This is a genomic window from Shinella kummerowiae (genome assembly GCF_009827055.1).
In the GTDB taxonomy this organism is placed as follows: Bacteria; Pseudomonadota; Alphaproteobacteria; order Rhizobiales; family Rhizobiaceae; genus Shinella; species Shinella kummerowiae.
Genome location: NZ_WUMK01000009.1, coordinates 128,716 through 141,303 on the forward strand (window position 1 = coordinate 128,716; position 12,588 = coordinate 141,303).

Here is a 12,588-nt window from a genome sequence, read left to right on the forward strand (position 1 = left end):
CTATTCGCAACGCCCTACTCACTTCGCCGCACAAGGCGGTTGATGAATTCCAGCTTCTCCACGACCGGCGGCGGCAGCACGAAGGGGTAGCTGTCCGGCTGCCCCATGGAGCGCTGGATGGCGTTGAGGGCGACGCTGAGCGGGACCCAGGCTTCGACGAGGCGGCCGGCATTCGGCGCGCGATAGGGATCGAAGTTGACTTCGGCTTCCAGCTCCTCGTGGCCCCTGGGGTCCGTGTTGAGGCCAAAGGCACGCGCGGTTTCCAGGGTATCGACGATATGGAAGAAATGCGCCCAGCACTCGGCAAAGTCCTCTGCCGGATGCGCACTTGCATAGGTGCTGATGAAGTTCTGCGACCAGTCGGCAGGCGGCCCCTGCTCATAGTTGCGTTGCAGGGCGGCCGCGTAGTCCTCCCGCTCGTCGCCGAACAGGCGGCGTGCCTCTTCGAGGGTCGCATCGTCCCGAACGAGCAGCGACCAGTAGAAATGCCCGATCTCATGGCGGAAATGGCCAAGCAGCGACCGGTACGGCTCGCCCATCGAGACGCGGACGCTTTCGCGCACCTCGTCGTCGGCCTCCGCCGCGCGCAGGCTGATGAGGCCGTCCTCATGGCCGGTCATGGCGGCGTTGACGATGTTGCCGTTCAAGTCCACCTCGTCCGCCAGGAAATCGAAAACCAGGCCGCCGTTCGGATCGTCCTCACGCGTCGGATGCGGCAGCCGCCAGCGCAGAATGGAATAGAACAGATGGTGCTGCGCCATGCCGATGCGCCGCCAGCGCTCCAGCCCCTTCGGGTCCGTGGTCGGCACGATGCGGTTATGCCGGCAGGCCTGGCAGAAGGCATGCGAACTGTCGGCCGGCAGCAGCCAGTTGCAGACGTCGTGCACGGCGTTCTCGCAGAACCGGTAGACGCCCTCACCCGGCGCGATCTTCCAGAGACCATCGCCTTCCGGCACCAGGGCGTGCAACGTCACGTCCTCGGCGAGAAAGCCGAGCGAGGACCCGCAGCGCACGCAGACGCGATTGTCGAAATGGATGGTCTGGCCGCAGGTCTTGCAGGTGAAGAGTTTCATGACGCCCCCAAATTGCGGTATGGCCTCTTGCAAAATACCCGCATCGCCCACCGGCGACACGGGTATGCTTCAGTCACGAATTCCGGATGACACAGGCGTGTCGTCCCTCTCGGTCAGAGGCCGTCGACCGCATTCTTGACGGCGTCCTTCGCCTTGCCGACCGCTTTCTGGGTCTTGCCCTTGGCTTCCTGGCCGGCGCCTTCGGCGCGCAGCTTCGGATTGTCCGTCGCCTTGCCGGCGGCCTGCTTGGCCTTGCCGGCGAGTTCGTTTGCCGTGCCCTTGATCTTGTCGCTCGTGCTACCCACCGCCGTACTCCTGTTGTTCGAGGCGTGCTTTCCACGCGGCGAGAGAACGGCGCAGGCGTCAACAAGTTCCAAAGGAAATCCGGATCGCAGGGATCAGGCGTGGCCGGCTTCGGCCGACAGCATGGCGGGCGTGATGCCCATGAGGCCAAGCGCGCGCTCGTATTTGCTGTCGAGGTTCTTGTCGAAGATCAACTCTTCCTGCGCCGGGCAGGACAGCCAGCCATTGGCGCCGATCTCGCTCTCGATCTGCCCCGCGCCCCAGCCGGCATAGCCCAACATCATTAGGCCACGCTGCGGCCCGCGCCCGCGCGAAATGGCGCGCACGATATCGAGCGTCGCCGTCAGGCAAATGTCGTCACTCACCGGAATGCTCGATTCAGACATGTAGTCATCCGAATGCAGCACGAACCCGCGACCGCTCTCGACCGGGCCACCGGAGCGGATCGGGAAATCGCGTGTCGTGCCGGGCAACCGGATGACCTCGTCCTCTTCGACGATATCGAGATGCAGCAGCACGTCGGAAAAGTTCAATTGCTGCGGCCGGTTGATGACGAAGCCCATCGCGCCGTCATCCGAATGGGCGCAGATATAGACAACGGTCCGTGCGAAATTTGCGTCGGCCATCCCCGGCATGGCGATCAGGAACTGACCGTCAAGGAAGCCGCGTTCTCGTCTGTTTTTCAGAACCGACATAGCCATAATGCCGATAGCCTATCAATTCGCCGCCAAATGAAAAGCGTTCTTTTCGCCCGCGCGGAAGACTTGCTCCTGCGAAGAACGCGCGGCGGCCGGACGGCCGATCAAGCTTTTATGATTGGCGCGCGAGCGTTTGTTGCTGGAAAGCGGCGGGGAGCGGCGCTAGATGTGGAAGCATGAAACGCCTGCAAACCACGGCCCTCGCGCTGCTTTTCCTTCCCACCGCCGCCATGGCCGCGACCTCCGCCTGGGTCGAGACGCCGGGTGGCGACGTGCGCCTCGTCACGCTGCCGGTGGCGGCGGACGGCACGGTGCGCGCCATGCTCGACATTCGCCTGCACGACGGCTGGAAGACCTATTGGCGCGACCCGGGCGGCAGCGGCATTCCACCGTCGATTGTCGTCACGGGGGCAAATCTCGTCTCGGTCGGTTTTCCCGCGCCGAAGCGGCTGGGAGATGCCGAGAACCATTATATCGGCTATGACAAGCCGGTTCGGCTGCCGATGACGCTGGACAAGGCAGACGGAGCGATCAAGGCGACGGTCTTCCTCGGCGTGTGCAAGGAAATCTGTATTCCCGTACAGGCCGAGCTGACCGCCGATGCCAGCGCGGAGAGCTTTGCCAATCCGCTGGAGGAGACCGCGATCGCCGGGGCCGAAGCGAGACTTCCCGGCGGTGCGGAAGATGGTTTCCGGCCTCTCTCGGGCCAATGGTCGGCGGACGGCAAGACGGTGACGGTGCGCTTCGAGGCGCCGGCGAACGGGCCGCTTCCGGATGTCTTCCTCTCCGGCGCCCCGTTCGAATTCGGCGCTGCCGGTCCCGTTCGCCATGATGGCGACGCGCTTGTTTCCGACATACCCGTGCTGCACCGGCCGAAAGTGTTCGATCTTGCGAAGAACCCGATCCAACTGACCCTGCGCGCCGGCGACAGGACGATGGAAAGCCCGCTTGCCATCGAATGACGGTCGCCTATAGTCCCGTCGCACGGCCTTCCGGCCGCCCGCCATAACGATCTATCTGACAGGAGACGCCTCGTGACCATTGCCGTTGGAGACAAGCTGCCCGACCTCAAGCTCAAGGAGCGCACGCCGGACGGTCCCACCGAAATCGCAACCGGGGACCTGTTCAAGGGCAAGCGCGTCGTGCTCTTCGCCGTGCCGGGTGCTTTCACCCCCACCTGCTCGCTGAACCACCTGCCCGGCTATCTCGAAAACCGCGACGCCATCCTCGCCAAGGGTGTGGACGACATCGCCGTCGTCGCCGTCAACGACCACCATGTCATGGGCGCCTGGGCGACCTCGACGGGCGGCGCCGGCAAGCTGCGCTTCCTCGCCGATTGGGACGCCGCCTTCACCAAGGCGCTCGGCATGGATGTCGACCTTTCCGCCGGTACGCTCGGCGTGCGCTCCAAGCGCTATTCCATGCTCGTCGAGGACGGCGTGGTGAAGAGCCTGAACGTCGAGGAAAGCCCCGGCCAAGCCACCGTTTCGGGTGCGGCTGCGATGATCGAGCAGCTCTGAGCCGATTTTGACGGTGGGCGGCAGCGCCCTCCGTCATCCCCGCTTGAACGGCGCCATGCCCGTGCGGGCGAGTTCGTCTGCGCGTTCGTTTTCCGGGTGGCCGGCATGGCCCTTGACCCAATGCCATTCGACCTTGTGGCGCAGGCGGGCCGCATCGAGGGCCTGCCAGAGATCACCATTCTTCACCGGCTTCTTGTCGGCGGTCTTCCAGCCGTTTTTCTTCCAGCCGAAAATCCACTTCGAAATGCCGTCCATGACGTATTTCGAGTCGGTGTAGAGATCGACCTCGCAGGGCGATTTCAGCGCATCGAGCGCCGCGACGGCCGCCGAAAGCTCCATGCGGTTGTTGGTTGTCTGCGCCTCGCCGCCGGACAGTTCCTTTTCCACCTCGCCATAACGCAGCACCGCGCCCCAGCCGCCGGGACCCGGATTGCCCGAGCAGGCGCCGTCCGTAAAGATATCGACATGTTTCATCGGGAGAGGCCGTATTCCGCAGGGTTTGCGACCTGCCGGTGGAAGCGCAGCTTGCGCAGATATTCGAGCGGGTCCTTCTTGACGACGAGAGCGCCGGGCGGCGTCATCAGCCAGTCGTAGAGCCGCGTCAGGAAAAAGCGTAGCGCCGAGCCACGCGCCAGCAGCGGCAGGGCGGCTGCCTCTTCGTCCGAGAGCGGGCGAACGCTCTCGTAGCCGGCGAGCAGTGCCATGCCCTTGGTGAGGTTGAACGCACCGTCCTTCTCGAAGCACCAGGCATTGAGGCAGATGGCGACGTCATAGGCGAGCAGGTCGTTGCAGGCGAAGTAGAAGTCGATCAGGCCGGAGAGGTCGTCACCGAGGAAGAAGACGTTGTCCGGGAACAGATCGGCATGGATGACACCTGCCGGAAGATCCTTCGGCCAGTTTGCTTCCAGGAACGCCAGTTCGCCGGCAATCTCGTCCTGAAGGCCCTTCTCCACCTCGTCGGCACGATCGGCCGACTTGTCCCAGAGCGGCCGCCAGCCACCGACGGACAGCGCGTTCTCGCGGGTGATCTCGAAACCGTCTCCGGCCAGATGCATCTCGGCCAGCGCGCGGCCGACCTCCCGGCAATGCTGGGCCGACGGCTTGCGCAGCCACATGCCCTCCAGGAAGGAGATCATCGCGGCCGGGCGCCCTGAAAGTTCGCCGAGCAGCGCGCCATCGTTGCGCGGCAGCGGCAGGGGGCACGACAGGCCGCGCTCGGCCAGATGGTGCATCAGGCCGAGGAAGAACGGCAGGTCGTTTCGGTCGACGCGCTTCTCGTAGAGCGTCAGGATGAAGGCGCCCTTCGTGGTGTGCAGCAGGAAATTGGAATTCTCCACGCCCTCGGCGATGCCCTTGTAGGACGTCAGCGTGCCCGCGTCATAGGCGGTCAGGAAACGGGAAAGATCGTCTTCGGTGATATCGGTATAGACGGCCACGGCGGCTCTCAGGCTTGCATGGATGGAATCGGTGGTTGGGAGTTACCCCCCTCTGGCCTGCCGGCCATCTCCCCCCCAAGGGGGGAGATTGGATGGAGCGATGTCTCGCCCATCTCAAACGTTATCGAGAGAGCCGTGCCCCGTCGTCTTGCCGATTTCCCCCCTTGTGGGGGAGATGGCCGGCAGGCCAGAGGGGGGTGAGCCGCGGTGAATGCCATCCCTACCCTACTCGCCATTGACGAAGGCCATGTCGGCGGAGGTGAGTTCAATGCTGCGCAGCTCGCGATTGACGAGGAAATGCTCGTTTTCCTCGACCGTATCGGCCAGTTCCACCACCGCATTGTAGCGGACGCGAAACGCTTCGATGATCTCGTTGACGATGACTTCCGGCGCGGATGCGCCAGCCGACAGCCCGACGGTACGGATATCGCCGATCGTCTCCCAGTCGATCTCGGAGGCGCGCTGCACGAGCACGGACTTGGTGGCCCCTGCCCGGAGCGCCACTTCGACGAGGCGCTTGGAGTTCGACGAATTGGGCGCGCCGACGATGAGGAAGAGGTCGCAGCCGGGGGCAGCCTGCTTCACCGCCTCCTGCCGGTTGGTGGTGGCATAGCAGATCGAATCGGCAGCGGGTGCCGTGAGGTTCGGGAAGCGCTCGTGCAGGCGCTTGATGACGCCGGCCGTGTCGTCTACCGAGAGCGTCGTCTGCGTGACGAAGCCGAGATTGTCCGGATCCGGCGGCACATAGCGGTCGGCGTCCTCGACGGTTTCGATCAGGTCGACGGAACCGTCCGGCAATTGACCCATCGTGCCAATGACCTCGGGATGGCCGGCATGGCCGATCAGCACGACGTGGCGGCCGAGCCGCTGGTGGCGCATCGCCTGCTTGTGGACCTTGGAGACCAGCGGGCAGGTCGCGTCGAGATAGAACAGGTTGCGGCTCTCGGCATCGGCCGGAACCGACTTCGGCACACCATGGGCGGAGAAGACGACCGGCTGCTTGCGGTGCTCTTCGGGGATCTCGTCGAGTTCCTCGACGAAGATCGCACCCTTGGCCTCGAGGCCTTCCACGACATAGCGGTTGTGCACGATCTCGTGGCGCACATAGACCGGCGCGCCATAGGCCTTGAGCGCCAGCACGACGATCTGGATGGCGCGGTCCACGCCCGCACAGAAGCCGCGCGGGCCACACAGCCTGATGGTCAAGTCCGGTCGGTTTTCAATCATGCGCATCGGTTATCCGGCAATCAGGACAGCAACAAGGGCGATGGCCGCGGGAAGCGCCTGGATGACGAAAATTTTCCGCGAGGCCGTTGCGCCCCCATATAGGCCGGCGAGCACGACTGCGCCAAGAAAAAACAATTTGATCTGGTAGGCGAAGGCCGGATCGGGGTGGATGAGCGACCAGAACAGGCCGGCGGCGAGGAAGCCGTTGTAGAGGCCCTGGTTGGCGGCCAGCACCTTCGTCGACTCCGCCTGCGCGGGCGTCATGCCAAAGGCCTTGAGGCCCCGGGGCGTCGTCCAGAGAAACATTTCGAGGACGAGGATATAGACATGTTCGAGGGCGATGATCGCCACGAGAATGGTCGCGAGTGTCTGCATGTCTTTGCCCCCTGTTTACCCTCGCCTTTCCTACGGCATTTCAGGGCGCCGGGCGATCGCCTTTTCGCCGGAAGACAGCATAGAGCGCGACACCGACGAGTGCTGCCGCAAGTCCATACCAGGTGACGGCGTATTGCAGATGGTTGTTCGGCAGGTCGAACTGGGTGACGGCGCCGATCGGCAGGCCCTTCGGGTTCAGCGCATCACCGGCATCGACGAAGAAGGGCACCAGCTTGTCAGCCGGGATATCGACACTCGATGCCATGACGCCAAGATCCTTCCAATAGAAGATGTTCTTGGAAAGATCGTTGTCCGGCACGATGGAGGACGGTTTTTCGGCGAGGCGGGCGCGGGCGAGACCCTTCACGATCTGCTCACCGGTCAACTGCCCCTGCTTGCGCATTTCCGGCTCCTTCGCCTCGAAGGGCACGAAACCCCTGTTGACGAAGAGGAAGCGGCCATCGGCGAGCTGGAGCGGGGTGTAGACATAGTAGCCGGTCTGGCCGCGCCAGGTGGCGAAGAAGTGGCGCTCCCGGTTGTTGGCGAAGACGCCGGAGGCGGTGACGGGGCGGTATTCGATGTCCTCGCCCTGGGCAGCCAACGCCTCGATATCGGCAAGTGCCGCCGGGGCTGCCGCGCGGCGCTCGGCCATGTCGGCGAGAAGCTGCTCCTTCCAGTGCAGGCGCTGCAGCTGCCAGGTGCCGAGCGACAGCAGGATGGTGAGCGCGATGAGGAAGGCGATGCCGGCCAGGAGCGCCTTGCCCCGACCCTTGCCCTTGCCGGTGCGCGGCATATGGCTCACCGGCACCTCAGCCACGGTCGATCTCGCCCGGCCGCGCATTGTTCTTGTATTGCAGGGTGATCAGCAGGCCCTTCAGGATACGCGTCAGCCACAGGCCGAGGCCGATCGCCAGCGGGACCCACAGGATGAAATGCAGCCACATCGGCAGGCCGTAATTCACCTCCGCCCACAGCGCCGCACCGACGACGACGAAACCGACGATCAACAGCACGAAGACGACCGGGCCATCCCCCGCATCGGCGAAGGAATAGTCGAGCCCGCAACTGGTGCAGGCCGGCCGCACCTTCAGCAGGCCGTCGAACAGCTTGCCCTGGCCGCAGCGCGGGCAACAGCCGCGCACACCGGCGCTGAAGGGGTCGACGGGCGGAAAGAGCGCCTTGTCCTCGTCCATGATGCAAGTCCAATCAAACAGGTCTTTCGGCCTGACGGCCGCATTTCCGATAGGTAGCGCCCACGCAGCGCCGCGTCCAACCGAAAAGCTGCGACAAAGCGGCCGGGCGGTGCCCCAAAAAGAAAAACGGCCGCATCGCTGCGGCCGTTTTCAAGTCTCGTGTCTGGCGGATCACATATGCGCGATCGGCGCGCCCCAACCACCCCAGATGTAGATGGAGAAGAACAGGAAGAGCCAGACGACGTCAACGAAGTGCCAGTACCAGGCGGCAGCCTCGAAGCCGAAGTGCTGCTTCGGGGTGAAGTCGCCGCGCATGGCGCGGATGAGGCAGACGATCAGGAAGATCGTACCGACCAGAACGTGGAAGCCGTGGAAGCCGGTCGCCATGAAGAAGGTCGCGCCGTAGATCGAATCCTTGAAGGCGAACGGGGCGTGGGCGTATTCGTAGCCCTGGACGAAGGAGAACAGCACGCCGAGCACGACGGTGAGCGCGAGGCCATTGATCAGGCCCTTGCGGTCATTGTGCAGCAAAGCATGGTGCGCCCAGGTCACGCAGGTGCCCGAAAGCAGCAGGATGACCGTGTTGTAGAGCGGCAGGTGCCACGGGTCGAGCACTTCGATGCCCTTCGGCGGCCACATGCCACCGGTGTGCTCCACGCGTGCAGCCTGGATGGCTTCGCTCGGGAAGAGGCTGGCGTCGAAGAAAGCCCAGAACCAGGCAACGAAGAACATCACCTCGGAGGCGATGAACATGATCATGCCGTAGCGCAGGTGCAGCGCGACGACGCGGGTGTGGTGACCCTCATGCGCTTCCTTCACCGTGTCCGCCCACCAAGCGTACATGGTGTAGAGCACGATCAGCAGACCGATATAGAAGATCCAGGGATTGGCGAGGTTGACGCCGAACAGGTGGAACGCGCCGCCGGAAATGTAGCGCATGTAGCCAATGCCGCCGAGCGCCATGACAAAGGCGCCGATGGAGGCGAGAAGCGGCCACGGGCTGGGGTCGATGATGTGGTAGTCGTGTTTCTTCTGATGCGCATCGGCCATTTGCTTATCCCCGAATATATCGCGTTCGGCTCCCGGCATAGCCGGAAACGTATGTATTTCAAAGCTTGTTCGCGTCGTCCGTCTTGATATCCGCAGCCGAAACCACCGGTTTCGACGCCTCATGCGGATAGAAGGTGTAGGACAGCGTGATGGTGTGGATGCCCTTGGTCTCGACCGGCTTGACGATCTCCGGATCGACGAAGAAGACCACGGGCATGATGAGTTCCTCGCCCGGCTTCAGCGTCGTCTCGGTGAAGCAGAAGCACTGGACCTTGTTGAAATAGGCGCCGGCGGCCTGTGGCGTGACGTTGAACGTCGCCTGGCCGGTCGTCGCCTTGGAGGCGTTGTTGCGCGCCTTGTACATGACCTGCACGGTCTCGCCGATCTTCAGCTCGACTTCGCGCTGCACCGGCTCGAAGGTCCAGGCAAGGCCCGGCCCGGTATTGGCGTCGAAACGCACCTTGATCGTCTTGTCGAGAATGACATCGGAGGCCTGCTCGACGCGCTGCGTCGTGCCGCCATAACCGGTGACCTTGCAGAACATTTCGTAGAGCGGCACGGCGGCATAGGCCATGCCGGCCATGCCGATGACGAAGGAACAGCACATGGCGACGACCGCACCATTGCCCATTCCGCTCTTTTCCCGGTCGGTCTTTTGCGTCTCGCTCATGCTCAGCCCGCCATTCCGCCGGAGAACTTCACCAGCGTGACAATGTAGAACAGCACGACGAGACCTAGAAGCACGATGCCGAGCGCAATATTGCGGCCGCGGCGCGACTTCTTCTGGCTTTCCGTGAGATTGATCGTTTCCATGATTATACCCATCCGAATGACGCGATCAGGTGATCGACCATCAGGCCGGAGAAGACCGCGAACAGATAGACGATGGAGAAGGCGAAGAGTTTCTTGGCCGGCACCATCGCGCGGTCGCCTTCCGGCATGCGCAACACGCCGACAGAGTACCACACGAAGCCAAGACCAAGCGCTGCGGCAAAGAGACCGTAGCCGATGCTCGCGAAGCCGAGGACCGTCGGCACGACGGCAATGACGGCGGTCAGGATGGCGTAGACCAGGATCTGCACCTTCGTCGTCCATTCGCCGGCGACGTTCGGCAGCATCGGCACGCCGACGGCCTCGTAGTCGCGCATCTTGAACAGCGCGAGCGCCCAGAAATGCGCCGGGGTCCAGAGGAAGGTGATGAGGAAGAGGACGACGCTCTCGATGGAGACGCCGCCGGTGACACAGGCCCAGCCGATCATCGGCGGGAAGGCGCCGGCGGCTCCGCCGATAACGATGTTCTGCGGCGTCGAGCGCTTCAGCCACATCGTATAGATGACGGCGTAGAAGAAGATGGTGAAGGCGAGCAGGCCGGCCGAAAGCCAGTTGACCGCGAGGCCGAGGATGCAGACCGAAAAGGCCGAGAGCGTCAGGCCGAAGGCGAGCGCTTCTTGCGGGCGGATGCGGCCGGACGGGATAGGACGGGTGGCGGTGCGGGTCATCACCGCATCGATATCCGCGTCGTACCACATGTTGAGGGCACCGGAGGCTCCGGCGCCCACGGCGATACAGAGGATCGCAATGGCGCCGATGAACGGGTTGATCGTTCCGGGGGCGACGACGAGGCCGGCAAAGGCCGTGAAAACGACGAGCGACATGACGCGCGGCTTCAAGAGCTCGAAGAAGTCACGCGGCGACGCTTCGGAGAGGTAGACCTCGCCGCTGCCCGCTGCTGTATCGTGATGCTCGATGACCGCCATGTTCTTTCCGTATCGTTCCGTTGTCAGAGTGGGCAAGCCTCATGCCTCCCCTCCTCCGTCATCCCTGGGCTTGACCCGAGGATCCATGCCACATCCTCCGGCGTACCGTGGGGAGTGGATCCTCGGGTCAAGCCCGAGGATGACGGAGGGTGGGGTGTCGGTCGCGGGCTATCGCCAGCATCCTTGCCCCGACTTCCGCCGGTATTCGCATGTCTGCCGGCTTTTCAGCCAGCAAGTGGAGGAGCCGCCGTTTCCGGCGGCCCCGAGATCTCGAAAGACTTTACTTGATCTTCGGGAGCTGTTCCCACTGGTGGAACGGCGGCGGCGAAGAGAGCTGCCATTCCAGCGTGTTTGCACCTTCACCCCACGGGTTGTCGCCAGCGACGCGCTTCTTGGCGAAGGCTTCGAAGACGCAGAAGAGGAAGATCACAACACCGAAGGCCGAGATGTACGAACCGTAGGACGACACCGCGTTCCAGCCGGCGAAGGCGTCCGGGTAGTCGATGTAACGGCGCGGCATGCCGGCGAGGCCGAGGAAGTGCTGCGGGAAGAAGACGAGGTTCACGCCGACGAACATGACCCAGAAGTGCAGCTTGCCGAGGAATTCCGAGTACATGTAGCCGGTCATCTTCGGGAACCAGTAGTACCAGGCCGCGAAGATGGCGAAGACGGCGCCGAGCGACAGAACGTAGTGGAAATGGGCAACCACGTAGTAGGTGTCGTGCAGGGCGCGGTCGAGGCCGGCATTGGCGAGCTGGACGCCGGTGACGCCGCCAACGGTGAACAGGAAGATGAAGCCGATCGCCCAGACCATCGGCGTCGTGAAGCGGATCGAACCACCCCACATCGTCGCGATCCACGAGAAGATCTTGATGCCCGTCGGAACCGCGATGACCATCGTCGCGAAGACGAAGTAGCGCTGCGTGTCGAGCGACATGCCGACCGTATACATGTGGTGCGCCCACACGATGAAGCCGACGGCGCCGATCGCCACCATGGCGTAGGCCATGCCGAGATAGCCGAAGATCGGCTTGCGCGAGAAGGTCGAGACGATGTGGCTGACGATGCCGAAGCCGGGCAGGATCAGGATGTACACTTCCGGGTGACCGAAGAACCAGAACAGGTGCTGGAAGAGGATCGGGTCACCACCGTTTTCCGGCGCGAAGAAGGCCGTGCCGAAGTTGCGGTCGGTGAGCAGCATGGTGATGCCGCCTGCCAGAACCGGCAGCGAGAGCAGCAGAAGGAAGGCGGTGATCAGAACCGACCAGGCAAAGAGCGGCATCTTGTGCAGCGTCATGCCCGGAGCGCGCATGTTGAGGATCGTGGTGATGAAGTTGATCGCACCGAGGATCGAGGACGCGCCTGCAATGTGCAGGCCGAGGATCACGAAGTCCATGGCGGGACCGGGCTGGCCCGATGTCGAGAATGGCGGATAGATCGTCCAGCCGCCGCCCGCGCCATAACCGCCTGCCGGACCTTCGACGAACATCGAGAGCAGCACGAGCAGGAAGGCCGGGATGATCAACCAGAAGGAGATGTTGTTCATGCGCGGGAACGCCATGTCCGGCGCGCCGATCATGATCGGCACCATCCAGTTGGCGAAGCCGCCGATGAGCGCCGGCATGACCATGAAGAAGATCATGATGAGCGCATGTGCCGTCGTGAAGACGTTGAACATGTGCTTGCCGCCGTCGATGGCAGCATCACCCTCGAAGCCGTAGACCATCGAGGCCAGGCCGTGGAAGATCTGGATGCCCGGCTCCTGCAGTTCCATGCGCATCACCACCGACAGCGTGCCGCCGATGATGCCCGCACAGATCGCGAAGATCAGGTAGAGGGTGCCGATATCCTTGTGGTTGGTCGAGAGGAACCAACGCTGGAAGAAGGTGAGCGGCTTGTGTTCGTGGTGATCGTGGTGATCGCCGTGGGCAGCGGATGTTCCGGCCATGGATCAGA

16 protein-coding genes are annotated in these 12,588 nt (G+C 63.4%); 2 read left to right on the forward strand and 14 right to left on the reverse strand.

Features of this window, described 5'->3' with window-relative positions:
• Positions 1-14: 14 nt before the first annotated feature.
• The 3 genes from GR138_RS22755 to GR138_RS22765 form a co-directional block, all read right to left on the reverse strand.
• Positions 15-1,073 (reverse strand): zinc-binding metallopeptidase family protein, encoded by a 1,059-nt coding sequence (locus GR138_RS22755; protein WP_160861551.1) that lies wholly within the window; start codon positions 1,071-1,073, stop codon positions 15-17.
• A gap of 113 nt (positions 1,074-1,186) precedes the next feature.
• Positions 1,187-1,378 (reverse strand): CsbD family protein, encoded by a 192-nt coding sequence (locus tag GR138_RS22760; RefSeq protein ID WP_160861552.1) that lies wholly within the window; start codon positions 1,376-1,378, stop codon positions 1,187-1,189.
• A 93-nt stretch (positions 1,379-1,471) separates the two neighbouring features.
• Complete coding sequence (locus GR138_RS22765; RefSeq protein ID WP_160861553.1) at positions 1,472-2,077, reverse strand: YqgE/AlgH family protein; 606 nt, start codon at positions 2,075-2,077, stop codon at positions 1,472-1,474.
• A 173-nt stretch (positions 2,078-2,250) separates the two neighbouring features.
• On the opposite strand from GR138_RS22765, the gene GR138_RS22770 reads away from it, so the two are divergent.
• Together GR138_RS22770 and GR138_RS22775 are read left to right on the forward strand one after the other, a co-directional pair.
• Entirely contained in the window at positions 2,251-3,036 is a 786-nt protein-coding gene (locus tag GR138_RS22770; protein WP_160861554.1) for a protein-disulfide reductase DsbD domain-containing protein, read from the forward strand.
• A gap of 72 nt (positions 3,037-3,108) precedes the next feature.
• A complete protein-coding gene (locus tag GR138_RS22775) occupies positions 3,109-3,594 on the forward strand; it encodes a redoxin family protein (protein WP_160861555.1) in 486 nt (161 codons plus the stop codon).
• A gap of 33 nt (positions 3,595-3,627) precedes the next feature.
• Here GR138_RS22775 and rnhA read toward each other — a convergent pair whose 3' ends face one another.
• The 11 genes from rnhA to ctaD form a co-directional block, all read right to left on the reverse strand.
• On the reverse strand, positions 3,628-4,068 hold the full coding sequence (rnhA, locus tag GR138_RS22780; protein ID WP_160861556.1) for a ribonuclease HI: 441 nt from the start codon (positions 4,066-4,068) through the stop codon (positions 3,628-3,630).
• Positions 4,065-5,030, reverse strand: a complete 966-nt coding sequence (locus GR138_RS22785) for a homoserine kinase (protein WP_160861557.1) — start codon at positions 5,028-5,030, stop codon at positions 4,065-4,067. Before GR138_RS22785 ends, rnhA begins: the two co-directional genes overlap by 4 nt.
• 225 nt (positions 5,031-5,255) lie before the next feature.
• Positions 5,256-6,263 (reverse strand): 4-hydroxy-3-methylbut-2-enyl diphosphate reductase, encoded by a 1,008-nt coding sequence (gene ispH / locus GR138_RS22790; RefSeq protein ID WP_160861558.1) that lies wholly within the window; start codon positions 6,261-6,263, stop codon positions 5,256-5,258.
• Positions 6,264-6,266: 3 nt separating this feature from the next.
• Positions 6,267-6,632, reverse strand: a complete 366-nt coding sequence (locus tag GR138_RS22795) for a DUF1304 domain-containing protein (protein WP_160861559.1) — start codon at positions 6,630-6,632, stop codon at positions 6,267-6,269.
• 40 nt (positions 6,633-6,672) lie between these two features.
• On the reverse strand, positions 6,673-7,425 hold the full coding sequence (locus GR138_RS22800; protein ID WP_246200650.1) for an SURF1 family protein: 753 nt from the start codon (positions 7,423-7,425) through the stop codon (positions 6,673-6,675).
• Between the two features lie 16 nt (positions 7,426-7,441).
• On the reverse strand, positions 7,442-7,825 hold the full coding sequence (locus tag GR138_RS22805; RefSeq protein ID WP_160861561.1) for a DUF983 domain-containing protein: 384 nt from the start codon (positions 7,823-7,825) through the stop codon (positions 7,442-7,444).
• 171 nt (positions 7,826-7,996) lie between these two features.
• On the reverse strand, positions 7,997-8,875 hold the full coding sequence (locus GR138_RS22810) for a cytochrome c oxidase subunit 3 (RefSeq protein WP_160861562.1): 879 nt from the start codon (positions 8,873-8,875) through the stop codon (positions 7,997-7,999).
• A gap of 58 nt (positions 8,876-8,933) precedes the next feature.
• The gene (locus GR138_RS22815) at positions 8,934-9,545 is read right to left on the reverse strand and encodes a cytochrome c oxidase assembly protein (RefSeq protein WP_160861563.1); all 612 of its coding nucleotides are present in this window, start codon (positions 9,543-9,545) and stop codon (positions 8,934-8,936) included.
• A 2-nt stretch (positions 9,546-9,547) separates the two neighbouring features.
• A complete protein-coding gene (locus tag GR138_RS22820; RefSeq protein WP_160861564.1) occupies positions 9,548-9,688 on the reverse strand; it encodes a zinc metallopeptidase in 141 nt (46 codons plus the stop codon).
• A 2-nt stretch (positions 9,689-9,690) separates the two neighbouring features.
• On the reverse strand, positions 9,691-10,632 hold the full coding sequence (locus GR138_RS22825; protein WP_160861565.1) for a heme o synthase: 942 nt from the start codon (positions 10,630-10,632) through the stop codon (positions 9,691-9,693).
• A gap of 280 nt (positions 10,633-10,912) precedes the next feature.
• On the reverse strand, positions 10,913-12,580 hold the full coding sequence (gene ctaD / locus GR138_RS22830; RefSeq protein WP_160861566.1) for a cytochrome c oxidase subunit I: 1,668 nt from the start codon (positions 12,578-12,580) through the stop codon (positions 10,913-10,915).
• Between the last annotated feature and the right edge of the window lie 8 nt (positions 12,581-12,588).